This is a genomic window from Micromonospora sp. NPDC048839 (assembly GCF_040649915.1).
Lineage (GTDB): Bacteria > Actinomycetota > Actinomycetes > Mycobacteriales > Micromonosporaceae > Micromonospora.
The window spans coordinates 139,010-162,893 of sequence record NZ_JBEZGL010000008.1 but is presented as its reverse complement, the minus strand read 5'-3'; the positions used below and the strand labels follow the sequence as shown (position 1 = coordinate 162,893).

General features: G+C 72.5%; 21 protein-coding genes. 10 read left to right on the top strand and 11 right to left on the bottom strand.

All coding sequences use genetic code 11. The annotated features are described in order from the left end of the window. The first annotated feature begins 98 nt into the window (after nucleotides 1–98). A complete protein-coding gene (gene pknB, locus AB0C25_RS17535; RefSeq protein WP_357374228.1) occupies nucleotides 99–2,081 on the top strand; it encodes a Stk1 family PASTA domain-containing Ser/Thr kinase in 1,983 nt (660 codons plus the stop codon). Continuing rightward, nucleotides 2,081–2,950 (top strand): deoxyribonuclease IV, encoded by an 870-nt coding sequence (locus tag AB0C25_RS17530; protein ID WP_357374226.1) that lies wholly within the window; start codon nucleotides 2,081–2,083, stop codon nucleotides 2,948–2,950. The genes pknB and AB0C25_RS17530 overlap by 1 nt, the downstream gene beginning before the upstream one ends. A gap of 142 nt (nucleotides 2,951–3,092) precedes the next feature. Here the strand turns inward: AB0C25_RS17530 and AB0C25_RS17525 are convergent, their stop codons facing one another. The 4 genes from AB0C25_RS17525 to AB0C25_RS17510 form a co-directional block, all read right to left on the bottom strand. Then, entirely contained in the window at nucleotides 3,093–4,127 is a 1,035-nt protein-coding gene (locus tag AB0C25_RS17525; RefSeq protein ID WP_357374224.1) for a GntG family PLP-dependent aldolase, read from the bottom strand. Between the two features lie 108 nt (nucleotides 4,128–4,235). Next, nucleotides 4,236–5,642 (bottom strand): class II 3-deoxy-7-phosphoheptulonate synthase, encoded by a 1,407-nt coding sequence (locus tag AB0C25_RS17520; RefSeq protein WP_357250956.1) that lies wholly within the window; start codon nucleotides 5,640–5,642, stop codon nucleotides 4,236–4,238. A gap of 87 nt (nucleotides 5,643–5,729) precedes the next feature. Continuing rightward, nucleotides 5,730–6,245, bottom strand: coding sequence for a hypothetical protein (locus tag AB0C25_RS17515; RefSeq protein ID WP_357374222.1), 516 nt, complete (start codon nucleotides 6,243–6,245; stop codon nucleotides 5,730–5,732). Nucleotides 6,246–6,427: 182 nt separating this feature from the next. Then, nucleotides 6,428–8,059, bottom strand: a complete 1,632-nt coding sequence (locus tag AB0C25_RS17510) for a glycosyl hydrolase family 18 protein (protein ID WP_357374220.1) — start codon at nucleotides 8,057–8,059, stop codon at nucleotides 6,428–6,430. Nucleotides 8,060–8,227: 168 nt separating this feature from the next. Between AB0C25_RS17510 and AB0C25_RS17505 the strand changes: the two genes are divergently transcribed. Together AB0C25_RS17505 and AB0C25_RS17500 are read left to right on the top strand one after the other, a co-directional pair. Then, nucleotides 8,228–8,716, top strand: coding sequence for a glutathione peroxidase (locus tag AB0C25_RS17505; RefSeq protein ID WP_357374218.1), 489 nt, complete (start codon nucleotides 8,228–8,230; stop codon nucleotides 8,714–8,716). Nucleotides 8,717–8,944: 228 nt separating this feature from the next. After that, nucleotides 8,945–9,619, top strand: a complete 675-nt coding sequence (locus AB0C25_RS17500; RefSeq protein ID WP_357374216.1) for an NADPH-dependent F420 reductase — start codon at nucleotides 8,945–8,947, stop codon at nucleotides 9,617–9,619. Between the two features lie 27 nt (nucleotides 9,620–9,646). Here AB0C25_RS17500 and AB0C25_RS17495 read toward each other — a convergent pair whose 3' ends face one another. Further along, entirely contained in the window at nucleotides 9,647–11,248 is a 1,602-nt protein-coding gene (locus tag AB0C25_RS17495; protein WP_357374214.1) for a glycosyltransferase 87 family protein, read from the bottom strand. Nucleotides 11,249–11,366: 118 nt separating this feature from the next. Between AB0C25_RS17495 and AB0C25_RS17490 the strand changes: the two genes are divergently transcribed. The 3 genes from AB0C25_RS17490 to AB0C25_RS17480 all read left to right on the top strand — a co-directional run bounded on the left by AB0C25_RS17490 (nucleotide 11,367) and on the right by AB0C25_RS17480 (nucleotide 13,728). Then, nucleotides 11,367–12,038 carry a methyltransferase domain-containing protein gene (locus AB0C25_RS17490; RefSeq protein ID WP_357374212.1) on the top strand — a complete coding sequence of 224 codons (672 nt, stop codon included), beginning with the start codon at nucleotides 11,367–11,369 and terminating at the stop codon, nucleotides 12,036–12,038. 143 nt (nucleotides 12,039–12,181) lie between these two features. Then, complete coding sequence (locus AB0C25_RS17485; RefSeq protein WP_357374211.1) at nucleotides 12,182–13,051, top strand: DUF4397 domain-containing protein; 870 nt, start codon at nucleotides 12,182–12,184, stop codon at nucleotides 13,049–13,051. Beyond that, nucleotides 13,021–13,728, top strand: a complete 708-nt coding sequence (locus AB0C25_RS17480) for a class F sortase (RefSeq protein WP_357374209.1) — start codon at nucleotides 13,021–13,023, stop codon at nucleotides 13,726–13,728. The genes AB0C25_RS17485 and AB0C25_RS17480 overlap by 31 nt, the downstream gene beginning before the upstream one ends. Before the next feature lie 438 nt (nucleotides 13,729–14,166). On the opposite strand, the gene AB0C25_RS17475 is transcribed toward AB0C25_RS17480, so the two are convergent. From AB0C25_RS17475 to AB0C25_RS17455, 5 genes are all read right to left on the bottom strand, one after another. After that, a complete protein-coding gene (locus AB0C25_RS17475) occupies nucleotides 14,167–14,517 on the bottom strand; it encodes a DUF2203 domain-containing protein (protein WP_357374207.1) in 351 nt (116 codons plus the stop codon). 111 nt (nucleotides 14,518–14,628) lie between these two features. Further along, nucleotides 14,629–15,447 carry a pyrroline-5-carboxylate reductase gene (proC, locus tag AB0C25_RS17470; RefSeq protein ID WP_357250930.1) on the bottom strand — a complete coding sequence of 273 codons (819 nt, stop codon included), beginning with the start codon at nucleotides 15,445–15,447 and terminating at the stop codon, nucleotides 14,629–14,631. A 118-nt stretch (nucleotides 15,448–15,565) separates the two neighbouring features. Then, on the bottom strand, nucleotides 15,566–16,594 hold the full coding sequence (locus AB0C25_RS17465) for a 6-phosphofructokinase (protein WP_357374479.1): 1,029 nt from the start codon (nucleotides 16,592–16,594) through the stop codon (nucleotides 15,566–15,568). Between the two features lie 171 nt (nucleotides 16,595–16,765). Beyond that, a complete protein-coding gene (locus tag AB0C25_RS17460; protein ID WP_357374205.1) occupies nucleotides 16,766–17,269 on the bottom strand; it encodes a pyridoxamine 5'-phosphate oxidase family protein in 504 nt (167 codons plus the stop codon). A gap of 89 nt (nucleotides 17,270–17,358) precedes the next feature. Continuing rightward, nucleotides 17,359–17,862, bottom strand: a complete 504-nt coding sequence (locus tag AB0C25_RS17455; RefSeq protein ID WP_357374477.1) for a polyadenylate-specific 3'-exoribonuclease AS — start codon at nucleotides 17,860–17,862, stop codon at nucleotides 17,359–17,361. A 270-nt stretch (nucleotides 17,863–18,132) separates the two neighbouring features. On the opposite strand from AB0C25_RS17455, the gene AB0C25_RS17450 reads away from it, so the two are divergent. Next, a complete protein-coding gene (locus AB0C25_RS17450) occupies nucleotides 18,133–18,825 on the top strand; it encodes a Crp/Fnr family transcriptional regulator (protein ID WP_007463121.1) in 693 nt (230 codons plus the stop codon). Between the two features lie 73 nt (nucleotides 18,826–18,898). On the opposite strand, the gene AB0C25_RS17445 is transcribed toward AB0C25_RS17450, so the two are convergent. Next, entirely contained in the window at nucleotides 18,899–19,096 is a 198-nt protein-coding gene (locus tag AB0C25_RS17445; protein ID WP_357245167.1) for a hypothetical protein, read from the bottom strand. Nucleotides 19,097–19,213: 117 nt separating this feature from the next. Between AB0C25_RS17445 and AB0C25_RS17440 the strand changes: the two genes are divergently transcribed. Further along, complete coding sequence (locus AB0C25_RS17440) at nucleotides 19,214–22,786, top strand: adenylate/guanylate cyclase domain-containing protein (RefSeq protein WP_357374474.1); 3,573 nt, start codon at nucleotides 19,214–19,216, stop codon at nucleotides 22,784–22,786. A 225-nt stretch (nucleotides 22,787–23,011) separates the two neighbouring features. Next, nucleotides 23,012–23,863, top strand: a complete 852-nt coding sequence (locus AB0C25_RS17435) for a DUF308 domain-containing protein (RefSeq protein WP_357374203.1) — start codon at nucleotides 23,012–23,014, stop codon at nucleotides 23,861–23,863. The last annotated feature ends 21 nt before the right edge of the window (nucleotides 23,864–23,884 follow it).

The following is a 23,884-nucleotide window of genomic DNA, read 5'->3' as shown; positions in this document are numbered from 1 at the left end:
GGTGAGGCAGCGGTGAGCGCAGCGGGACGGACCCGTTCGGCGTCCGGCTGTAGCATCCTGTTCAACCTTCACCCCCTGGACACATAGACTCCCTGCCGATGGACACTCAGGTCGCCGACACGTTGCTGGGCTCGCTGATCGACGGGCGCTACCGCATTCGCGGTCGCGTGGCCCGTGGTGGCATGGCGACCGTGTACACCGCCACCGACGAGCGCCTCGAGCGCACCGTCGCTGTCAAGATCATCCATCCGACCCAGGCCCCCGAGGCCAGGGCCCGGATCGCCAACTTCGTGGCCCGGTTCACCGACGAGGCGAAGACCATCGCCCGGTTGACCCACCCGAACGTGGTGGCGGTCTACGACCAGGGCACGCACGCCGGTCTGCCGTACCTGGTGATGGAGTACGTGCGCGGCCGTACGCTGCGCGACGTGCTGGCCGAGCGACGCCGGCTCCACCCGGACGAGGCGCTGGCCATCGCCGAGCAGATGCTCGCCGCGATCGCCGCCGCGCACCGGTCCGGCCTGGTGCACCGCGACGTCAAGCCGGAGAACGTGCTGGTCGCCGAGGCACCCACCGGCGGTGTGGCCAATCTGGTCGACAGCGTGGTCAAGGTGGCCGACTTCGGGCTGGCCCGGGCGGTCGAGGCGAGCGCCGACGAGGAGCAGGGCAACCAGTTGATGGCCACCGTGGCGTACGTCGCCCCGGAGCTGGTCACCGAGGGCCGCGCCGATCCCCGTACCGACGTCTACTCGGCCGGCATCGTGCTGTTCGAGATGCTCACCGGCCGCGTGCCGTACGACGGGGACCGCCCGGTGGACGTCGCCTGGCAGCACGTCGACCGGGACGTACCGGCGCCCTCGACGCTGGTGCCCGGCCTGCCGCCGGTCCTCGACGCCCTGGTGCAGCGGGCCACTCGGCGCGATCCCAACGCGCGGCCGGCGGACGCCGGCGCGCTGCTGGCGGAGGTGCAGGTCGCCCGGGACCGCCTGGGTGACGCCAACAGCCACACCGCCGTGCTCCGCCCGGTGAGCGGCGAGCCGCTCTCCCAGCCGACCATGGTGGTCGCGACGGTCCGCCCTTCCGACCGCCCGTCCTGGGCGCGGTTGCCCGAGGGCGCCGCCCAGGGGCCGGGTCGGCGGCGGGCCGCCCCGGAGCCCGAGGCGGGGCTGGGATCCCGGCTCACCGCGCTGCGCGGCACGCTGCTGGCCAGCCCGCGCGGCCGGCTGGCCGTGGCGGCCGTGGTGGTGACGTTGGGCCTGGTGGCCGCGATCGGGGGTTGGTGGTTCGGCGTCGGCCGTTACACGGACGCCCCGCAGTTGGTGAGCCTGAGCAAGGCCGAGGCACAGACGCAGGCCGAGCGTGCCGGGCTCACCCTGAAGTACGGTGAGCCGCGTTTCGACGAGCAGGTCCCGAAGGACAGCGTGCTGGAGCAGCGCCCGGCGCCCTCCACCAAGATCGTCAAGGGTGACGCGATCACCCTGACCCTGTCCCTCGGCCCGGAACGCTTCCCCGTACCGGACGTGATCGGCAAGGAGTTCGAGCTCGCCGAGGCGGACCTGGTCAACGTGAAGCTGGTGGTGGCCAAGGGCACCCCCCGATACGACGACAGCCTGCCGTCCGGGGTCGTGCTGGACACCTCCCCCAAGGTGGGCACCGAGGTCAAACCCGGCGCGAAGATCACCGTCATCCTGAGCCGGGGCAGGGCGCCGGTGACGGTGCCGAACCTGGTCGGCAAGAACCTCAACGACGCTCGCACCGCCCTGGCCCAGCTCAACCTGGTGCTGGTGGAGACCTACAAGGACTCCGACAAGCCCAGGGACGAGATCCTCGGCCAGAGCCCCGCCGATGGCGCCGGCGTGGAGAAGGGCACCCAGGTCAAGCTGGACGTCAGCAAGGGCCCGGCGGCGATCGTCGTACCCCGGGTGGTCGACCTGCCGTGTCAGCAGGCCAAGCAGGCGTTGGAGAGCCAGGGCTTCCCGGTGACGGTCGCGGTCAACCCCAACGCCGTGGTCCGGATCCAGATCCCGGGCGAGAATTCGCAGGTGCCGCCGGGCACCCCGGTCACCCTCACGTGCTTCTGATGCCGGCGGTCACCTCGCGTCCGGTGGGCGCGCACACGCCGACCTCCGGTGGGCTGGCCAAGGCCGCCCTGCCGTACGTCGACGCGACCGGCGCCCAGGTGGTGCAGGTCTACGTGTCCAACTCACGGGGCTGGGCGCTGCCCAGCGGTGACCCCGTGCAGGACGCCCTGTTCCGCGACGGCTGCGCCGAGCGGGGCATTCCGGCGTTCATCCACGCCTCGCTGCTGGTCAACCTCGGCTCGCCCACCCCGGCCACGGTCGAGAAGTCGGCGCAGACCCTGGCCCACGCCCTGCGTCGGGGCGTGGCGATCGGCGCACGGGCGGTGGTGTTCCACGCGGGCAGTTCGGTCGACGAGGGGCACGCCGAGGAGGCGATGCGGCAGGTCCGCCGGGAGTTGCTGCCGCTTCTCGACTGGGCCGCCGACGCCGGCGGGCCGATGCTGCTTGTCGAGCCGAGCGCCGGCGGCGGCCGGTCACTGGCCTCCCGGGTGGAGCAGCTCGGCCCCTACCTGGACGCGGTGGACCGGCACCCCATGCTCGGGGTCTGTTTCGACACCTGCCACGCCTGGGCCGCCGGCCACGACCTGGCGGCCGAGGGCGGCATGACGGCGACCCTGGACACCCTGGTGGCCACGGTCGGCGCCGACCGGCTGCGGCTGGTCCACGCCAACGACTCGAAGGATCTGTGCGGCTCCACCCGGGACCGGCACGAGAACATCGGCAAGGGCACCATCGGCGAGCCCGCCTTCGCGGAGCTGATGACCCACCCCGCGACCGCAGGCGTCCCGACCGTGGTGGAAACCCCCAGCGAGAAACAGCTGGGCCACACCGCCGACATCACGACGCTAACCCGCCTAACCCGCCCCTAACTCGGGCTCTCCCCCTCCCCTCCTCCCCCTGCCCAACTCGCCCCGGTGATCATGAGGTTATTGCCGGGACACGCCGATGCGAGTGGCATTAACTCCATGATCACCGGCGGCGGGCCAGGGAGTCGAGGGGCACTGGGGGGATTCAGGACGCGGTGAGGATGCGGGGCAGGGCCGCGACCGCGCGGTCGATGTCCGCGTCGTCGAGGCCGAGGTGGGTGACCAGGCGGGCGGTACGGGGGCCGAGCACCGACACGAGTACGCCCTCGGCCCGCGCGGCGGCGGCCAGGGCACGCGCGTCCAGTGCGTGCTTCGTCAGGTCCAACGCGACCAGGTTGGTGCGGACCGTGGTGGCCAGCACACCGAACGGCGCGACGGCCTCGGCGAGCCGGGCCGCCCTCGCGTGGTCATCGGCCAGCCGGTCGATGTGGTGCGCGAGCGCGTACCGGCCGGCGGCGGCGAGGATGCCGGCCTGACGCATGCCGCCACCCATCCGCTTACGGATCATCCGGGCCCGCTCGATCTTCTCCGCGCTGCCCACCACCAGCGAGCCGACCGGAGCGCCCAGGCCCTTGGAGAGACACACCGACAGCGTGTCGAACAGTCGGCCGTACTCGATCAGGGGCACCCCGTCGGCGACGTGCGCGTGCCAGATCCGGGCCCCGTCACAGTGCAACGCGACGCCCGCGTCGTCGGCGACCCCGCGCAGGTCCCGCAGGGTGGCCAGCGGGATCACCCCGCCACCGCCACGGTTGTGGGTCTGCTCGACCGCGATCGCGCGGGTGGGGACGGCGAAGTAGCCGTCCGGCCGGATCATCGCGGCCACCCTCTCCGGCTCGATGTCCGCGCCAACGGCGGGCCAGGTCCGCGAGGAGATACCGCCGTACGCGGCAGCGGCGCCGATCTCGTACGTCACCACGTGCGCGTCGGCGTCGCAGAGCAGCTCGTCGCCGGGTGACACCAGCAGTTGCAGGGCGATCTGGTTGGCCATCGACCCGCTCGGGGCGAACAGCGCCGCCTCGTGCCCGAACAGCGTGGCGACCTCGGCCTCCAGCGCGTTGACGCTCGGATCCTCGCCGTAGACGTCGTCACCGACCTCGGCGGTGGCCATCGCCTCCCGCATCCCGGCGGTGGGCCGGGTCACCGTGTCGGAACGCAGGTCCACGAACAGATCAGCCATGATCTTCCCTCCGGCTGCCGACTGCGGGGCTCGCAAGCTCACTCCTCGCGTCAGCCACTGTTGTCCCTCCGGCTGCCGACTGCGGGGCTCGCAAGCTCACTCCTCGCGTCAGCCACGGAGCATCTCCGCTACGAGGAACGCCAACTCCAACGACTGCTGGGTGTTCAGTCGGGGGTCGCAGGCGGTCTCGTACCGGTCGGGCAGGTCGAGGTCCTCGATGCCCTGCGCACCGCCGAGGCACTCGGTGACGTCCTCGCCGGTCAACTCGACGTGCAGGCCACCGGGGTGGGTGTCCAGCCCCCGGTGCACCTCGAAGTAGCCGAGCACCTCGTCGACGATGCGGTCGAAGTGCCGGGTCTTGTAGCCGTTCGACGACTCGTGCGTGTTGCCGTGCATCGGGTCGCACTGCCAGACCACCTTGGCACCGGCGGCGGTGACCTTGGCGACGATCGGCGGCAGGGCGTCGCGCACCCGGTGGTTGCCCATCCGGCTGATCAGGGTGAGCCGGCCGGGGATGTTGTCCGGGTTGAGCTTCTCGCACAGCTCGATCGCCTCGTCCGGGGAGGTGGTCGGGCCGAGCTTGACGCCGATCGGGTTGGCGATCCGGGAGATGAAGTCGATGTGCGCGCCGCTGATCTGCCGGGTGCGCTCGCCGATCCAGAGGAAGTGCCCGGAGAGCCCGTACGCCCGACTGTCGGAGACCCGGGTGAGCGCCCGGTCGTACTCCAGGGCCAGGGCCTCGTGGGAGCAGTAGAGCGTGACGGTACGCAGCGCCTCGTCGTCGGTCATACCGCAGGCCCGGATGAAGGCCAGCGCCCGGTCGATCTCCCGGGCGATCGCCTCGTAACGCTCCCCCGCCGGGGAGCTCTTCACGAAGCCCTTGTTCCAGTCGTGTACGGCGTGCAGGTCGGCGAGCCCGCCGGCGAGGTACGCCCGGAGCATGTTCATCGCCGCCGCCGAATTGGCGTACGCCCGGATCATGCGCTGCGGGTCGGCGATCCGGGCGGCCGGGTCGGCCTCCAGCGAGTTGATCATGTCGCCGCGGTACGCGGGCAGGCCGCGCGCGTCGGTGGGTAGCGAGCGGGGCTTCGTGTACTGACCGGCGACCCGGGCGACCTTGACCACCGGCAGCGACGCGCCGTAGGTGAGCACGATCGCCATCTGGAGCAGGGTGCGGGCGTTGGCCAGCAGGTGACTCTCGGTGTTGTCCACGAACGTCTCGGCGCAGTCACCGCCCTGCAGCAGGAACGCCTTGCCCTCGCAGACCAGGGCGAGCTTCTGCCGGAGCTGGTCCACCTCGTAGGGCGCGACGACCGACGGCACGGTGTCGAGGACCTTGCAGACCGCGGCCACGGCCGCCGGGTCGGACCACGGCGGGACCTGCTCGCGGGGCAGCTCCCGCCATCGGTCCAGGCCGAGCGCGGCGTCCTCGGCGGAGTCGACTGTCGGTCGGCTGGTCTGCAGGCCCGGGCTGCCCACCGCGGGATGGCTCAGCTGATGCCACTCATGGCGCATGACAGAAAGCGTACGGCGACGGTCGGGGTGACCGGGCGGCGAGGGGGACGGTTCCGGCAGATGGGAGATCAACCTGCCGGACGTCGGTCAGGACACGCGGGTGGGGGTGACCCCGGTCGGCGTCGGATTGGCGGCCGGTCCGCCGCCCGGCGACTCCCCGGCGATGCACCAGTCGCTGCCCTGACGGGTGACGGTGAACACCAGCGGCCGGGCGACGGTGCGCTTGCCTGCGGTGACCGAGACCGACACGCTCACCTCCTGCCCGAGCGGCCCGGACCGGATGGCGGTGATGGCCGCCTCGGGCACCTGGAAGTGATCGGCGAAGTCGCCGTTGGGACCGGTGGCGGCCAGGTCGAAGCCGTCGTGCAGGACGGCGCAGAGCTGGCTCCGGCCGGCGGCGACGTCCTTCGCGGTCATCGCGTCGAGGTACGCCTGCACGCGCTCCCGGGAGCGGGCGGCGGCCTCCTCGGCGGGGGCACGCGCGGGCTTGGCGGGCGGCTTCTCCTTGGCGTCGTCGTCGCCGATCCCGCAGCCGACCAGGGCGACCGGCAGCAGCAACAGCCCGGCGGCGGTTGGCGCCAGCCTGCGGTGGATCGGGCGCATGACCACCTCCGTCGACGGTGAGATCGAGACCTGCCGAGCCGCGAGTCTGCCACATCGAGCTGACCCGACCCAACGAACGGCGGCCCGGCCGACGCTGGGCGTCGACCGGGCCGTCGTCTCACGGGCGGGGAGGAGCGGTGCGGGCCCCTCCCCGCCGTGTGGGTGATGCGCCGACCTTCGGCTCAGCCGAGGCCGCCCCTGATGGCGCCGATGAGCTCGCCGTTGCTCGTGTCACCGGAGAGCTCCCAGAAGAACGCGCCACCGAGGCCCTGGTTGTTCGCGTACGTCATCTTGCCGTTGATGGTCGACGGGGTGTCGTAGCTCCACCAGTTGCTGCCGCACTTGGCGTACGCGGTGCCGGCGACCGTGCCGGTGGCCGGGCAGGTGTTCTTGAGGACCTTGTAGTCCTCGATGCCCGCCTCGTAGGTGCCCGGCGCCGCGCCGGTGGCGCTGCCACCCGGAGTGGCCTGGGTGACACCGGTCCAGCCGCGGCCGTAGAAGCCGATGCCGAGCAGCAGCTTGCTGGCCGGGACGCCCTTGCTCTTGAGCTTCTGGATCGCCGCGTCGGAGTTGAAGCCCTGCTGCGGGATGCCGGTGTACGAGGTGAGCGGCGAGTGCGGCGCCGTCGGACCCTGGGCGGCGAACGCGCCGAAGTAGTCGTAGGTCATCGGCATCAGCCAGTTGAGGTTGCCGATGGCCCCGGCGTAGTCGGTGGCGTCGATCTTGCCGCCGTTGCTGCCGTCCGCGGTGATGGCGGCGGTGACCAGGGCGCTGGACCCGAACTTCGACCGCAGCGCGCTGATCACGTTCTTGAACGCGTTCGGGCCGCTGGTGTCACAGGTCAGACCGCAGGCGTTGGGGTACTCCCAGTCGACGTCGATGCCGTCGAAGACGTCCGCCCAGCGCGGGTCCTCGACCAGGTTGTGGCAGCTCTCCGCGAACGCGGCCGGGTTCTGCGCGGCCTGGGTGAAGCCGCCGGACCAGGTCCAGCCACCGAACGACCAGATCACCTTGAGGTGCGGGTTCAGCTGCTTGAGCTTGCGCAGCTGGTTGAAGCTGCCGCGCAACGGCTGGTCCCAGGTGTCGGCGACGCCGTCCACGCTCTCCGCCGCCGTGTACGCCTTCTCGTAGTCGGCGTAGCTGTCCCCGATGGAGCAGCGGCCGCCGGTGGTGTTGCCGAAGGCGTACAGGATGTGGGTCAGCTTGGCGGCGGAGCCGCTGGTCTGGATGTTCTTGACGTGGTAGTTGCGCCCGTAGACGCCCCATTCGGCGAAGTAGCCGACGACCTTCTTGCCACCGGGGTTCGGCGGGTTGGTGGTCGGGGGTGCCGTGGTGGGCGGCGCGGTGGTGGGCGGCGCCGTGGTGGGCGGGGCGGTGGTCGGCGCGCTCGTGGTCGGCGGGCTGGTCGGGGTGCCGCCGCCGCAGGGTGCGCCGTTGACGGTGCAGTTCAGCGGCGCCTTGTACGCGCCGGTGCCGTTGTAACCCCAGCTGAACGAGGCACCGGGGGCGAGGCCACCCGCCCAGCTCTTCTTGACCGCGACGTAGTGGTTGCCGCTGCTGCTGACGTCGGCGTCCCAGGCGCTGCTGATGGTGGTGCCCGACGGCAGGTCGAACTCGATGCGCCAGGTGGTGACGGTGGCACTCGACCCGTTGGTGACCGTCACCCTCGCCTCGTGACCGGTCCCCCAGTCCTGTGCTCTGGTGAACGTGGTGGTGACACTGCCGGCGCCGAACGCGGTGGTCATCGGTACCGCTGCGACGGTCACGGCGACCACGGCACCGGCCCAGAGGGCCCGGCGGAGCGATCTTTTCATAAGGCGTCTCCCGAACTGTTAGGAAACTTTCCAAAAGAGATGGTGAGACGGTACTCACGGCGTCATCACTTCGTCAAGATGTCCATGTTTCGATTTCCCTTGATGTGTGGATTGCACCCGCTCCGCCCGCCTCCGGGCCACCGCCCGGTCGGCGCGTAGCCTCGGGCCATGACCGTCTTCGACATTCCGATCGACGCCCTCGACGGTGACCCCGCCGACCTGGCCCGCTACCGCGGCAAGGCGCTGCTGGTCGTCAACGTGGCCTCCCGCTGCGGCCTCACCCCGCAGTACGCCGGCCTGCAGACGCTCGCCGACACCTACGCCGAGCGCGGCCTGGTGGTGCTCGGTGTCCCGTGCAACCAGTTCGCCGGGCAGGAGCCGGGCAGCGCCGCCGAGATCAGCGACTTCTGCCAGGTCAACTACGGGGTGACGTTCCCGCTGACCGAGAAGGTCGACGTCAACGGCCCCAACCGGCACCCGCTCTACGCCACCCTGGTGGAGACCCCGGACGCCGACGGGCACACCGGGGACGTGCGGTGGAACTTCGAGAAGTTCCTGGTGGCCCCGGACGGCACGGTCGCCGCCCGCTTCGCCCCCACGGTCACCCCCGAGGACACCGACCTGCAGGCCGCAATCGACAAGGCCCTCCCCGCCTGAGGCCCAAACGGCCGGGCGGGCACGGACCGCCCGTCACCGATGGGTGGCATGTCTCCGCGGAGCCGGTCGGCGACAAGCGTGCGCAGTACGTTGTGCAGGGCGGTCCCGCGGCGCGACCAGGCACCCGCCGACGGCTAAGGCGGCGCGGCTACCCGGCAGCGGGGCGTCGGAAATAACCCACCGGACTGGTCGGGAATTCGTCGTGGGTGGACGGAGTTGGGAACCAACATGACAACTGTGGGACTGATCGGCAGTGGCAACATCGGCGGCACCCTGGCCCGGCTGGCGGTGGACGCCGGCTACGACGTGGTGCTCAGCAACTCACGCGGCCCGGAGACGCTGAAGGACCTGGTCGAGGACTTGGGCGAGCACGCCAGCGCCGGCACGGCACAGGACGCGGCGCAGGTCGGCGACCTGGTGGTGGTCACCGTGCCGCTGAAGGCGTACCGCGCGGTGCCCGTCGAGCCGCTGGCCGGCAAGGTCGTCATCGACACCAACAACTACTACCCGCAGCGCGACGGGACCTTCCCCGAGCTGGACTCGGGCGAGACCACCAGCAGCGAGTTGCTCCAGCGGCACCTGCCGGACTCGCGGGTGGTCAAGGTCTTCAACAACATCTACTACAAGGGCCTTGCCGCGCTCCCCCGCCCGTCCGGTGCGGCCGACCGCAGCGCGCTCGCCATCGCGGGCGACGATGCCGCCGCGAAGGCCGAGGTGACCGCCTTCCTGGACCGGATCGGCTACGACGCGGTGGACGTCGGCCCGCTGGCCGAGGGGTGGCGCTACCAGCCGGACACCCCGGCGTACGGCACGCTCTACTCCGCCAGCCCGACCGACTGGGAGCACCCGGCAACGGGTGACGCCGACAAGCTGCGCACCGCCCTGGCCGCCGCGACCCGCTGAGCCACGCCGCCGCCCTCCCCCGACCGCCTACCGGGTGGCCGTCCGGAGGGCGGCGGCGAGTTCCTCGTCGTAGCTGGCGATCGGCTGGCCGTCGGAGGCGTACGCGACGAGCCGTCCCTGCGCCATGTTCGCCGAGCGGAACGAGAACGTGCGACTGCCCGGGTACGCGTCGAGCAGCGGGATGGCCCGGGGTGCCCCACCGGGCGCGGAATAGTATTCCAGGCGGGTCACCTGCGGGGAGACCACGCCGTTGACACGTACCTTCGTCTTCTCGGCGCCGGTGCCGAAGGTGACCGGCGCGTCGGTGCCGTAGGCGGCGCACTCGGCCGGGCCACGGCAGACGAAGAAGTAGCGCGGGTTGACCACGTCGTCGAGGGCGTACGCCTTGAAGGTGGGGTCCGCCCCGGCGGGCAACGGCTGCACGGCGAAGAACGCGAGCGCCACCGTCGCCGTGACGCCCACCCGCAACCAGCCCCGCCCGCCGGCCGGCCGCCGAGCCGTCCGGCTGGCGGCGACCGCGACACCTCCGAAGCCGACCAGGCACAGCAGGCTCACCCCGATCGCGCGGGCGTTCTCGAAGAGGAACTGCACACCCGGCCGGGTCGACACCGGGCCGAGGACCGCACCCAACGAGACGACCATGGCGGCGAGCAACCCCACGCCGGCGGCCCGCTGGGTGACACCGGACGCGCCGATCAGCAGCATCGCGGCGAGCACCGGCCACACCTGGTGGTGGGTCCAGGACACCGGGGACGCGGCGACGGTGGCGCAACCGACGAGCACGGCCGCGTGCCCCGGGCGGCCCCGCACCGCCAACTGTCGCGCCCGCAGCAACGCCGCCGCGCACACGAGGGCCACCAGAGCGCCCCAGAGCAGGGGCAGCGTCGTCTCGTCGACACCGACGCGCAGCAACATCCCGTGCAGGGACTGATTGCCCAGCGAGGCGAGGTTGCCGATCCGCGAGGTCTGCCGCACGGCCTCGGTCCAGTACGTCCAGCTCTCGGCGGGCAGCACCACCGCGGCGAGACCCGCACAGGCCAGGAAACTCGCCACCGCGCGACCGGCGTCGCGATAGCGGCCCGTGGCGAGGAAGTAGACCACGAACAGCAGCGGGGTCAGCTTGATCGCCGCGGCGACCCCCACCAGCATCCCGCGCAGCCGGGGCGGGCCGACGCCCATCCCGTCGAGCAGGGCCATCAACACGATGAAGACGCTGACCTGACCGAAGCGCAGATTGCTCTGCACCGGCGCGGAGAGCATCAGCACCGTGGCGGCCACCGCCACGACCAGCGGTCGCCGGGACGGCCGGGTGGTCAGCGCGACACCCACCGCCCCGGCGATGGCGACGACCGCCGCGCAGGTCGCGACCAGCCAGATCCCCTGGAGTACGCCCTCACTCACGGCGGTGATCGGACCCAGCGCGAGCGCGGCGAACGGCGGATACGTGAACGGCCCGCCGTTGGCCGCCCGGAACTCGTACAGCGGAAGACCATCGTGCAGATCGGACAGTGCGCCGTAGTAGATGTGCAGGTCGGAGAGGCGGTCTTCGCGCCGCAGGACGAGCACGCAGGACACCGACGCGACGACGACGAAGGCCGTCCAGATCAGCGCCACCCGGCGATCCCGCATCGATCGAGGATAGGCGAGCGCGACGACGAGCGGCGGCCCCGGCAGCGGCAGCCGCCGGCACCTCTGCGCTCGGCAGAACGGGCACCGCGTGCGCGGTGTCGTTCCCTAGCCTCGACGGATGACGACGACGAGCGCACCGGCGTACGACGCCCACGCGGACTGGTACGAGGGCTTCGTCTCGGGTGCGGGCGACTATCTCCGCCGGGTGCACGCGACCGTGGCGGAGTTGCTCGGCGCGGGCGAGGGGGTCTGCCTCGACATCTGCTGCGGCACCGGCGCGCACGCGACCGTACCGGCTGCTCTGGGGTGGACGCCGGTGGGCGTGGACCTGTCCGCTGGGCAGTTGCGGCACGCGCGTGGGCGGTTGCCGGTGACCCGGGGCGACGCGACTGCCCTGCCGGTCGGCGACGCGTCGCTGCCGGCCGCGATGTGCGTGTTGGCCAGCACCGACCTACCCGACTACCCGGCCCTGGTGCGCGAGGTCGCCCGGGTCCTGCGCCCCGGCGGGCGGTTCGTGCACGTGGGCGTGCACCCGTGTTTCGTGGGTGCGTTCGCCGACTGGGGCCAGCACCCGAGGGTGGTGGTCGACGAGCGCTACGCCGACCGGTCCCGCAGCTTCGACAGTTGGAACACCAACGGGGTGCGGGTCCGGGTGGGTGCCTGGCACCTCCCGCTCGCCGACCTGGTCAACGCGACCGCGACCGCCGGTCTGCGGCTGGTCCGGGTCGCCGAGGCAGGCCCGGGCGGAGTTCCCGACCTGTTCGGCCTCCTCGCCGTTCGGGAGCGGTAGCGACAGGCCGCCCGCCCCGAGCCCACGCGAGGGTCGGGACGGCGACAGAAAACATCGAAGCGGCAACTTGCGTTGCAGTCCCGCACACGGGACCCTGTTCTCTGGGTTGCCGCCCGCTCACCAAACGTGCTTCCGGAGGCGAGATGCTCACGCTCCGTACCGCCCCCCGCCGGCTGCTGGCCGGCTCCGGCGCTCTCCTGCTCAGCACCGCCCTCGCCGCAGCCGGCACGCCGATGCCGGCCAGCGCCGCGACCGGCGCGGACACCGTCGGCTACGTCCGGCTCGCCCACCTCTCCCCGGACACCCCGGCCGTCGACGTCTACCTGGCCGCGCCGGGCGCCGCGAAACCGCGGGTCTTCCCCGGGGTCGGCTACGGCGTGGTCTCCGACTACTTCGAGCTGGCGCCCGGCCGGTACGCGGTGGCGATGCGGGAGGCCGGCGCTCCCGCCACCGACCCCCCGGTGCTCACCACCGAGGTCGCGGTCACCAGCGGCGACGCGTACACCGTGGCCGGTGTCGGGCGCCACGCGGACCTGGGCCTGCGGGTACTCAACGACGACCTCAGCGCGCCCACGCAGGGCCGCGCCAAGGTGCGTGTCGTGCAGGCTTCCGTGCGTACCCCGGTGCTGGACGTCGCCGCCGCGGACGGTCCGGTGATCGCCAACGACGTGCAGTTCGCCTCCACGACCGAGTATGAGCAGGTCGAGCCGGGCAGTTGGCGGCTGCGGCTGGCGGGCGCCGACGGGCCGAGCACCAACGCCGAGGTGCGGCTCACCGGCGGTGCGGTCTACTCGCTGCTGGTGCTCGACGCGAAGCAGGGCGGGCTCACCGCCGAGCTGCGCCGCGACGCCGAGGGCGGCACCGTCGTTCCCGCCGGCGGGGTGGACACCGGCGCCGGCGGCACCGCCAGCAACGGACTCGGCGCGTACCCCCTGGTGGCCGGCGGGTTGGTCGCGGCGGCCGTCGCGGTGACCCTGCTGCTGTGGCGCCGGCGGCGGCGCACCACCTGGTGACCACCCGGCCCGATCCGTCGATCCGGCGGCATCGTGACCGCCGGATACTGCCGGCCGCGCTGGTCGCGGCCGGCGCGGCGGTCTGCCTGACCGCCGGCGCCGGCGTCGGGCTGGCCGACGCCGACCCGCCGCCCCCGGCGGCGACCTGGCACCCCGGCTGCACCGACGACTGCCCACCGACGGCGGCCGCCGCGCCCGCGCCACACGGTCCACCCACGCGGGTACGCGTACCGCGCATCGGTGTCGACTCCACCCTCACCGTGCTCGGCCTGGACCAGGCCGGTGCGCTGATCCCGCCGAGTGACTTCGGCACCGCCGGCTGGTACGGCGGCGGCCCGGCCCCGGGCGACACCGGGCCGGCCGTGCTCGCCGGGCACCTGGACTCGCGGAGCGGACCGGCGGTGTTCGCCCGGCTCGGTGAGCTGCGCCCCGGTGACCGGGTCGAGGTGTGGCGCGGCGGGCAGCGGCTGCCGTTCCGGGTGACCGGCTCTCTGCGGACCCGCAAGGACCACTTCCCGACGGAGGCGGTCTACGGGCCGACCCCCGGCGCGGAGCTGCGGCTGGTCACCTGCGGGGGTGACTTCGACCGGCGGAGCGGGCACTACCGGGACAACGTCGTGGTGTTCGCGGTGACCGAGGCCGCCAGTCCGGTACTGCCGGACTCCGCCGCAGGCTGACCGCACGCCCCCGACGCCCGCGCACGGCTGGACGCTCGCCGCACGGCTTGACGCCCGCCGCCCGCCGCACGGCCGCACGACCGCACGCCCGGCGCACGGCTTGCCGCCCGCCGTACGGCTTGCCCCGCACGGCTTGCCCCGTTCGGCTTGCCGCCCGCCGCACGGATTGATCCACTCGGTTTCCCGGAAGTCGCGGTGTCCGACGTGCCCTAATGCCGCGACTTTCAGGACCCCGAGTGGATCAAGCGCCCAACCCGGCCCTCCGCGCCGCCGACAAGCGCCAGGCGGCGTCAGCGCAGCGGCCAGCGGGCAGCGGCCAGCGGCCAGCGGCCAGCGGCCAGCGGCCAGCGGCCAGCGGCCGGCGGCCAGCGGCCAGCGGGCAGCGGCCAGCGGCCAGCGGGCGCGTCGGGGGCCCGCGGCGGGCGGCGCGACGGCGGGTCAGATCGGGCGGCGGCCGGCGAAGCCGCACTCGGCGCGGTGGTACCAGCGCACGTCGGAGTCGCCCTCCAGCCAGCACCAGAGCACGGCGCGGCCGGCGCGTTCGCCGGGAAAGTCGAGCAGGACCGGGGCGATGCCCTTGACCTGGATGTCGTGCTGGTGCAGCTCGTCGACGACTGCGTGCAGTCGAGCTTCCAGCCCCTTGACCTCGGCCAGCCCGCCGAGCGCGCTCACGCCGTGGTCGGCCAGGTCGACTTGCAGCTCAGCCAGGTCGGCCCGGACCCGGATCAACTCGTCGACGCGCGGCTGCAGGGTGGCCACCAGGTGCCGGGCCTGGGCAAGTGTGAACACCGGGCCAGTATGCGGCACACCCGGCCCCATGACGCACCCCGACGGCCACCGGCCCAGAACGGTCAGCGCTCCACGGGCGGAGACGACCAACCGGACAGCTGCCCGGAACGGTCAGTCGGCCTGGGCGGCCAGCTCCCGGGCGCGATCCCGGGCGGCCTCCAGCGCGGCGAGCAGCGCCGCCCGTACGCCGTGCTTCTCCAACTCGCGGATCGCGGAGATGGTGGTGCCGGCCGGCGAGGTGACCGCCTCGCGCAGCTTGACCGGGTGCTCCCCGGAGTCCCGCAACATCACCGCGGAGCCGATGGCGGTCTGCACGATGAGTTCGTGCGCCACCTGCCGGGGCAGCCCGAGCAGGATTCCCGCGTCGATCATGGCCTCGACCAGCAGGTAGAAGTAGGCCGGCCCGGATCCGGAGAGCGCGGTGACGGCGTCCTGCTGTGACTCGGGCACCCGGATCGTCTGGCCGAGGGGCTTGAACATCTCCTCGGCCAACGCCAGGTGCGCCCCGGTCGCGTGCGCGCCCGCCGAGATCGCCGTCATCGCCTCGTCGACGAGCGCGGGGGTGTTGGTCATCACCCGGACCACCGGGGTGCCGTCGGGCAGCCGGCGGTTGAAGAAGCTGGTGGGCAGGCCGGCGCAGAGCGAGATGACGAGCTTGTCGGCCGGCACCTTGGGCCCGATCTCGTCGAGCAGCGCGGCGGCGTCCTGCGGTTTCACGGAGACCGCGAGCACCGCCGCCTCGTCCACCGCGGTCAGGTTGTCGACGACCCGTACGCCGTAGCGGGCGGTCAACTCCTCGGCGCGGGCCGGCCGGCGGGCGGTGGCCAGCAGCCGGTCCACCGGCCATCCCGAGCGCAGCAGCCCGGAGAGCATCAGCTCACCGATCTTGCCCGCGCCAATGACCGCGACCGTGTGCACCCCGGCGGACATGTCGGCCCGTACCCCCCTCGCGTCGCGCTGCGGCGCATCGGGCGCGAGCCCGACGCGCCGTCGAACGTCTGGTCGCGGCACGGCGGACCCGCGGGCCCGCCGTGCCGTCAACTGTCGATCAGCTGCCGAAGAAGACCTCGGCCTCGACGTACCGCTCCAGCGGCACGGTCTTCAGCTCGCGGGTGGCCTCCGCGAGGGGCACCCGGACGATGTCGGTGCTCTGCATCGCGACCATCTTGCCCCAGTCGCCGTCGTTGACCGCGTCGATGGCCTGCAGGCCCAGGCGGGTGGCGAGCACCCGGTCGAAGGCGGTCGGGGTGCCACCGCGCTGGATGTGACCCAGCACCACGGTGCGGGCCTCCTTGCCGGTCTTGGCCTCCAGCTGCTCGGCGAGCCACTGGCCGATGCCGCCGAGGCGGACGTGGCCGAACGAGTCCAGCTCCTGGTTGGCGAGGACCATCTGGCCGTCCAGCGGCTGGGCGCCCTCGGCGACCACGACGATCGGGGCGTACTGGTGCTGGAAGCGCTTCTCGACGTAGCCGGCCACCTGGTCGACGTCGAACTGCCGCTCGGGCAGCAGGATCACGTTGGCGCCGCCGGCCAGGCCGGCGTGCAGGGCGATCCAGCCGGCGTGGCGGCCCATGACCTCGACGACCAGGGTGCGGTGGTGGCTCTCCGCGGTGGTGTGCAGCCGGTCGATGGCCTCCATCGCGATGTTGACCGCGGTGTCGAAGCCGAAGGTGTAGTCGGTGGCGCCGAGGTCGTTGTCGATCGTCTTCGGCACGCCGACCACGTGCACGCCCAGCTCGTAGAGCTTGGTGGCCACGCCGAGGGTGTCCTCGCCGCCGATCGCGATCAGCGCGTCGACACCCTGGGAGGCGAGGTTGTCCTTGATCCGCTCGACGCCGTTCTCGATCTTGAACGGGTTGGTGCGGGACGAGCCGAGGATGGTGCCGCCGCGGGGCAGGATGCCACGGACGTCCGCGATGCCGAGGGGCCGGGACAGACCCTCCAGCGGGCCCTTCCAGCCGTCCCGGAAGCCCACGAACTCGTGACCGTAGGTGGCGACGCCCTTGCGGACCACCGCCCGGATGACCGCGTTGAGACCTGGGCAGTCGCCGCCGCCGGTGAGCACGCCGATACGCATGATCCGCTCATCCTCCTGGAGCATCGAGTAAAGCCCGAATTGCCCCAGGGTATGTGTCAGATCAGACCATCGGCGCCGTTGCCGGCCCGGGGCGGGCCGTCACTGCGCACTGTAGTCGGCCCGCCGGTACGACGACAGCGCGCCCCGGGGCGGCGGGCCGACGAGCGCTGCTCAGAACGTCACCTCGTGGTTCTCCCCGGCCTTCGGCGGCCGCCCGGTGACGGCGGCCTTCGCGAAGCCGAGCAGGTTGACCACGGCGCTGTTCGCCGAGTCCCAGTACTCGGCGGAGCTGGCGTGCACCTTGATCAAGGTGAGTCCCGGGGTGTCCAGCCCATCGGGGAACCACGCCCTGAGCAGCGGGTTCCACAGCCGCTCGGCGCGCTCCCGGTCGAACCCCTCGGTGGCGGTGCCGGAGATCGACACCCAGGCGTTGTGCTGCTGGTCGGAGAAGGCGACGTTGACCTCCGGGTTGACCCGGAGCTGGCGGACCTTGGCCGACTCGGCGGAGGCGAAGAACCACAGCTCGCCGTCGAACTCGGCCTCCTGGAGCCCCATCGGCCGGCTCACCTGCCGCCCGTCCAGAGCGGTCGTGGTGAGCATGCAGATCCGCGCGTCCCGGGCCAGCTCGGTGACCCGGGCCCGAGCCTCGGCGGCGCTGGTCGGCTGGTTGCTCATGGCACTCTCCCTCGGATCGGCTGGTCGAACCGATGCCCGGGACAGAACCGGTCAAACCTACGACGGTACGACCGCCACTCAGCGGATCGTCATCGTCCACCAGCCGTCATCGCCCGCCAGCGGGCCAGGTTGTGCCGAGCGTCGACCAGAGCGTCGTGCCGGGCCGCGTCGGCGTCCGGCAGTGTGGGCCGACCACGGTCGTCCCAGAGCTGCCGCAGCTCCTTGGTGTACCGGGGGATCTCCCGGGGCAGCGCCGGCATCGCACCCCAGAGCTGGGCGAGCACCACATGGTCGTACGCGGCGAACCAGGCCCACAGCTCCAACTGCTCCCCCGGCCGGTCCCGGACGGGCTCGACCAGGAAGTCGAACAGGTCGTCGCGGATGCGCTCGCGCGACCGCCAGGCCCGGTCCGCCGGGGACGGCAGTTTGTCCAGTACGTTGCGCCGGACCCAGGGCACGGCACGGGAGTCGTCGAACTCCGTGGAGACCGCGTAGAACTCGCGGCCGTACTCGTCGACGACACCGATCGAGACGAGGTCGACGGTGGTGCCGTCCTCGATGAACTCGCAGTCGTAGAAATAGCGGTAGACCATTCCGGCCATCCTCGCCCACCGCCGTCCGGCCCCGCCCGGCGGGGGCCGCCGCACCGCTGGTGACGGGCCTGAGCGGCACTTCCATGACGGTACGCCGCAGCTCGCGACGGTCACGGAAGTGCTTCGAGGGGTGTACAGCAAGCGACCGGACCGTCATGATCTGATGTGTACCGCTACCGGATGCCGAATCGGTGTCAGTTCACCTTGTCAGGGCCATCAGGTTCACCCGGTGAGCGAGTGTGTGGTCCATGACCGGGGAGGGGTTGGGCCGTGGAGATGCGCCTGCCGGAGCCGGGTGACGCGCTCACGGGTGTCGAGATGTTCGCTGGTTTGGAGCCCGAGGTGCGGCAACGCGTCATCGCCGCCGCCGTTCCGCGTACCTACCGCAAGGGGCAGTTGCTCTTCGTGGAGAACGACCCGGGCGAGTCGCTCATCGTGTTGCGCCGTGGCGCGGTGGCCGTCTTCCGCACCGCACCCACGGGTGAGCGGGCCGTACTGTCGGTGATCCGTCCACCGGACGTGCTCGGCGAGGTCTCCCTGCTCGACGCGTCCACCCGATCCGCCTCGGCCGAGGCCATCGAGGACTGCGCGGCGCTCGCCCTCTCGCGGGGCGCGTTCATGGAGTTGGTGCATTCCAACCCGCGCATCCTGGACGCGGTGATGCGCTCGCTGGGCGGGCTGATCCGCCGGCTGACCGAGCAGAACGCCGACCACGTCTTCCTCGACCTGCCAGGTCGGGTCGCCAAAACGCTTGTGCGGTTGGCTGGCGAGAGCCAGGCACCGATGATCACGATCGAGCTCAACCAGAGCCAACTTGCCGAGATGGCAGGTGGCTCCCGGCAGAGCGTCAACCAGGCGATCGGCTCGTTCGCCAGCCGCGGCTGGCTGCGTACGGAGGGACGTCGGATCGTGGTGACCGACGTGGCCGCGCTGCGCCGCCGCGCCGGCATGAACGACCGCTGACACCGCACGAACAACACGGAACGGCCGGGTCGCCCAGTGGCGACCCGGCCGTTCCGGCGTCATCGGCGTGGGGTCACACCCCGGAGCTGCCCGGCCCGGCCCACTTGTCCGGGCCCTTGCCGTCGCCACCCGGGCCGTGGACCGGCTCGCTGACGATGCCCTCGGCCTGCAGCGTGGCGAGCGTGGCGGCGTCGACGTCCACCGAGTCGCCCGCGGAGTGGCTGACCCCGTTGCCGTCGGTCCAGTCGCTCTCCAACTTGACGTACACCATTGACCTGTCCCCCTTGGTCCCTGCTCGATATCTGGCCGCCTGAATCTAGTCGGTCGGCACCGTCGGTGACTGTCCACAAGCCAACAGGCCGGTACCTGACATCGGCCCCGGGGGGCGATAATTCCGGTCAGCGGACGCCCATCGGCGTCGACCCGATCGTCTCCTGGGGGGGATGTCATCGCCGCGCAGTGTGGACGCTGTGGACGCACGGCCGCCGACGGGGACCGCTTCTGCGGTGGCTGCGGCGCCGAACTGGGCGCCGTGTGTCCGCACTGCCTGCGCCCACTCGCCGCGGACGTCACGTTCTGCACGTCCTGCGGGTCGCCCCGACCGGGCGCGGACCGACCGGCCGCGGTCACCCCGCAGGAGGACCGCCGCCGGGTGAGCGTGCTCTTCGTGGACCTGATCGACTTCACGCCGTACGTCGAGCGCACCGACCCGGAGCAGGTCCGTGGCATGCAGACCGGGTTCTTCTCCGCCGCCCGCCGCGTGGTCGGTCAGTACGGCGGGGTGGTGGAGAAATACATCGGCGACGCGGTGATGGCGCTCTTCGGTGCCCCGATCGCCACCGAGACCGACGCGCTGCGCTGCGTACGGGCCGGTCTGGAGCTGCAACGGGTGCTCACCCGGTTCGCGCCGACCGGCAGCGCCGAGTTGCGGTTCCGGGTCGGGGTGGCCACCGGCGAGGCGCTCGTCGACGTGGCCGCCGCGCGCGACGGCGGACAGGCCATCGTGGCTGGCGACGTGGTGAACACGGCCTCCCGGATGCAGTCGGTCGCGCCACCCGGCGGGGTACTGGTCTGCGGCACCACCCACGCGCTCACCAAGGACGCGATCCGCTACGAGGAGCAGCCCCCGGTCACCCTGCGCGGCCGGTCGTCGCCGACCGAGGTGTGGCTCGCCCTGTCCCCGCTGCGTCGCCAACCCACCGACCGGGAGCCGGACACCACACCGCTCGTCGATCGGGAACACGAGCTGGGGATGCTCGTCAACGCCCTGCACCGGTCGCTGCGTGACCGGCGACCGCAGGTGGTCACCATCTTCGGCCGGGCCGGCATCGGCAAGAGCCGGCTGCTGCGGGAGCTCTACCGGCACACCGGGCGGCTGGTCGACGAGCCGCTGACCTGGCGTACGGGGCGCTGCCCGCCGTTCGGGGAGAACGTCACCTTCGCCGCGCTCGCCGACATCGTGAAGTCCGAGGCCGGCATCCTCGACACCGACCCGGCGACGAGCGCCGCGCAGCGGCTCTCCGCCGCCGTGGGCGAGTTGATCGGCCCGGGCGAACGGGACCGGGTGGTGGACGCGCTGCGCCCGCTGGTCGGGCTGCCCGGCACGCCGCTGCCGGCCGAGGAGGCGGAGTCGGCGTGGCGTCGCTTCCTGCTGGCGCTGGCCGCCCAGCGTCCCACCGTGCTGGTCTTCGAGGACCTGCACTGGGCCGACGACGCGATGCTGCGTTTCGTGGAGCTGCTCGGGGCGGCGGCCCGCGACGTGCCGCTGCTGCTGCTCTGCACCGCCCGCCCGGAGCTGGTCGATCGGGACCCGAGCTGGGCCGGGACGATCACCGGCTCGGTGACGATCACCCTGCCGCCACTGCGCGACACCGGCATCGCCGCCCTGTACGCGCACCTGTTCGGCCAGGCGGCGTTCTCCGCCGACATGCTGTCCCCGCTGATCGAGGTGGCCGGCGGCAACCCGCTCTACGCGCACGAGTACGTCCGGATGCTGATCGAGCAGGGGGCGCTGCGCCAGTCGGGGCGGGGGTGGTCGCTGGACAAGCAGCTTGAGCTGGCCATGCCGGAGAGCGTGCACGCGGTGATCGCCAACCGGGTGGACCTGCTGGACGCCAAGGACCGCGCGGTGCTGCTGGCCGCGTCGGTGGTCGGGGTGCAGTTCTGGCCCGGCGCGGTCGCCACCGCGCTCGGGCAACAGGTCGAGTCGGTCGAGCGGTCGCTGCGCCGACTCGAACAACGCGACTTCGTGCACGAGCAGGCCGCGTCGACGATGGCCGGGCAGGCGGAGTTCCGGTTCCGCCACGTGCTGGTACGCGACGTCTGCTACCAGCGGTTGCCGCGCACCGAGCGGGTGGCCCGGCACGAGCGCGCTGCCGACTGGCTCGACGCGCTGTCGCACTCCCGCGACACCGACCTGGCCGAGGTGCTCGCCCACCACCGCTGGGCGGCGCACGAGATCGCCCGCTCGCTGGGCATGCAGGTGCGGCGCTACGCCGGGCCGGCGCGGCAGGCGCTGCACCGGGCCGCCCGGCGGGCGTACGCGCTGCACGGGTTGGACGCGGCGGCCAGCCACGCGGGCCGGGCACTCGGCCTGGCCGACGACAGCGACCCCGTGGGCCGGCTCCAGTTGGAGCTGCTGAGCACGGAGATCTCGTTCTACCGCGACGGCAACGCGTTCCTCTCCGGCGGCGGGCCCGAGCAGGTGCAGACGCTCGCCGACCAGCTGCTGTCGCACGGCGACAACGCCTGCGCCGCGCGGGCGTGGACGCTGCTCGGTCAGGCCGCCTGGCTGCGGGCCGACCGCGGCGACGCGTTGGCCTGCCTGGACCGCGCGGTGCAGCTGTTCGAGCCCCTACCGGACACGCCGCAGAAGGCGGACGCGTACGCCGAGATGGGCCGGCTGCACATGCTCAACTACGAGCGGGACCCGGCCGTGTCAGCGGCGGACACGGCGGCGGAGATCGCCGAGCAGTTGGGTCTGACCGAGACCCGCACCAACGCCCGGATCACCGCGGCCACCGCCCGTTACCAGTCCGGGGACCGGGTCGGCCTGGACGAGCTGCACGCGATCGTCGAGTTCGCCCGGGCCGGTCAACTGCTGGCGCTGCCCCGCGCCACCCAGAACCTGGCCTGGGCGATCCGGGAGGAGGGCGACTGGCTGCGGTCCAACGCCCTGCTCTCGGCCGCGCCGGCGCGGACCGCCAGCGGTCAGACCCTGACCACCAGTTACTCGGCGGAGGCGATGCGCGCCTGGTTCGACGGCGACTTCGGCCGGCTCCTGGCAGCGGCGGAGGCGTTCGTGGACACGCCCACCGGGAGCTGGGACATGCAGGTGCGCGGGTTGCGCTGCTGTCTGCTGGTGCTGCGCGACGACGACGACCCGGCCGACCTGACCGACGCGTTGGACACCGCGCGGCGCAGCGGGTTCCACCGGCTGCTCTGGACGATGTTGAGCATGGCCGCGTTGTGCCGGGGGTTGCAGGGACGCGACGCCGAGGCGGCGGAGCTGATCGAGGAGCTGGACGCGAGCTGGTCGGCGGTGCCGGCGCTGGCCAGCGGGGAGTGGATCGCCGCGGCCGCGTACGCCGCAGCCTTGAGCGGTCGGGGCGCGGCGGTGCGGGTCCGCACGATGCTGGGCCGGGTCGGGCACCGCACGCCCTGGTCGGAGGCGGCGTTGCGGACCGTGACGGCGGCCCTGGCCGCGGCGGACGGCGACCACCGGCGTTCGGCCGAGCTGCACCTGGCCGCCGCCGAGACCTACGGGCGGATCCCGGACGTCAGCGACCAGGTGTTGGCGCTCGCGCTCGCGGCGGCGGAGCTGACCCGCGCCGGCGACCGGACCGGCGCGCGGGCGACCCGCGCGGAGGTACGCACCTTCGCGCTGCGCAACGACGCGCCCGGCCTGCTCGCCCTGGCCGGTCGGCCGATCAGCCCGACGGGGCCGGCGGTGGCCTGCTGAGCGGGAGGCCCATCCGGTCGAAGAATGCCGACGATCACCGAGATGGCGCTGGTCGCGCAAGAACGGACAAAGAACCCCGGTCGCGACCTGCGGCGGCAGTCGTGACTTTGGAAGACGCGACACAACGCACTCCCGGAACCATGCCCGGACGTGTCACGATTCAGAGCACGGCGTGCGGACGGGCGTCGAGGGTCGCGCCGCGAGGCGCTTAAGGGGGATGTCCGGGTGTCAGCGGGTGGTGCCCGCCGGGGACGGCGGGACAACGGGCTCGACGCGAACGAGTTCGCCGTCGTCGGCGACGTCGATCCGCGCGTCGGCGAGCACCTGCTCGACGTGCTGGCCGCTGGCGGGATCGCCGCCTACCTGCAGCCCTCGGCCGACCTCAACCCGGTCACCCGCACCACCACCGTTCCGGCCCGGCCGGTCGACCGGCTCTACGTGGACCGCTCACACCTGACCACCGCTCGGGACTATCTGACCCAGCTCGCCGACGAGAGCAGCCCGGAGCAGCCGCCCGCACGCGACGAACCGGACATCGACGCCGAGTGGGCGCGGATCGTGGCCGGCTTCCACACCTCATCCGCCGTCGGCGACCGCCCGTGGCCGGCCTCGGAGGACGTGGACGAGCGGGAGGCGCGCGACGAGCCGACCGCTGGCCCGCTGGCCCGCTCGGGGGCCGACGAGCCGGGCCCGACCGCCACCGACACCCGTCGGCTGCCCTCCGCCACCGACATCTCCGGGATCTCGGTGGGTCGCGGCACCCGGCCGGACGAGCCGTCGCTGCTGGACGGGCTGGACACGTTCGGGGCCGACCTGCCCGACGACGAGGACGACGAGAGCTACCACCCGCCCCCGCCGCCGCCGCTGCCCCGGGTCAGCAAGTACGCGGTGGTCGGTGTGCTCGGCGTGGTGCTCGGGTTCGTCCTCTTCCTCTTCCCGTCGCTGATTCCGGTGGACCGCTCGGCGGTCACCCTGTTCGGGTTCACCGGCATCCTTGCCGGTTTCGTCACGCTGATCTGGCGGCTGCGCCCCGGCGACGAGGACGACGACGACCCGGACAACGGCGCTGTCGTCTGATCCTGGCCCGCATCCCGGGAC

Bases quoted from the DNA above. Each gene is read 5' to 3' on its own strand.
- AB0C25_RS17530 (WP_357374226.1), top strand. From the start codon at position 2,081: ATGCCGGCGGTCACCTCGCGTCCGGTGGGCGCGCACACGCCGACCTCC.
- proC (WP_357250930.1), bottom strand. From the start codon at position 15,447: ATGTCCGCCGGGGTGCACACGGTCGCGGTCATTGGCGCGGGCAAGATC.
- AB0C25_RS17510 (WP_357374220.1), bottom strand. From the start codon at position 8,059: ATGAAAAGATCGCTCCGCCGGGCCCTCTGGGCCGGTGCCGTGGTCGCC.
- AB0C25_RS17465 (WP_357374479.1), bottom strand. From the start codon at position 16,594: ATGCGTATCGGCGTGCTCACCGGCGGCGGCGACTGCCCAGGTCTCAAC.
- AB0C25_RS17500 (WP_357374216.1), top strand. From the start codon at position 8,945: ATGACAACTGTGGGACTGATCGGCAGTGGCAACATCGGCGGCACCCTG.
- AB0C25_RS17505 (WP_357374218.1), top strand. From the start codon at position 8,228: ATGACCGTCTTCGACATTCCGATCGACGCCCTCGACGGTGACCCCGCC.
- pknB (WP_357374228.1), top strand. From the start codon at position 99: ATGGACACTCAGGTCGCCGACACGTTGCTGGGCTCGCTGATCGACGGG.
- AB0C25_RS17490 (WP_357374212.1), top strand. From the start codon at position 11,367: ATGACGACGACGAGCGCACCGGCGTACGACGCCCACGCGGACTGGTAC.
- AB0C25_RS17520 (WP_357250956.1), bottom strand. From the start codon at position 5,642: ATGCGCCATGAGTGGCATCAGCTGAGCCATCCCGCGGTGGGCAGCCCG.
- AB0C25_RS17460 (WP_357374205.1), bottom strand. From the start codon at position 17,269: ATGAGCAACCAGCCGACCAGCGCCGCCGAGGCTCGGGCCCGGGTCACC.
- AB0C25_RS17485 (WP_357374211.1), top strand. From the start codon at position 12,182: ATGCTCACGCTCCGTACCGCCCCCCGCCGGCTGCTGGCCGGCTCCGGC.
- AB0C25_RS17455 (WP_357374477.1), bottom strand. From the start codon at position 17,862: ATGGTCTACCGCTATTTCTACGACTGCGAGTTCATCGAGGACGGCACC.
- AB0C25_RS17445 (WP_357245167.1), bottom strand. From the start codon at position 19,096: ATGGTGTACGTCAAGTTGGAGAGCGACTGGACCGACGGCAACGGGGTC.
- AB0C25_RS17515 (WP_357374222.1), bottom strand. From the start codon at position 6,245: ATGCGCCCGATCCACCGCAGGCTGGCGCCAACCGCCGCCGGGCTGTTG.
- AB0C25_RS17495 (WP_357374214.1), bottom strand. From the start codon at position 11,248: ATGCGGGATCGCCGGGTGGCGCTGATCTGGACGGCCTTCGTCGTCGTC.
- AB0C25_RS17525 (WP_357374224.1), bottom strand. From the start codon at position 4,127: ATGGCTGATCTGTTCGTGGACCTGCGTTCCGACACGGTGACCCGGCCC.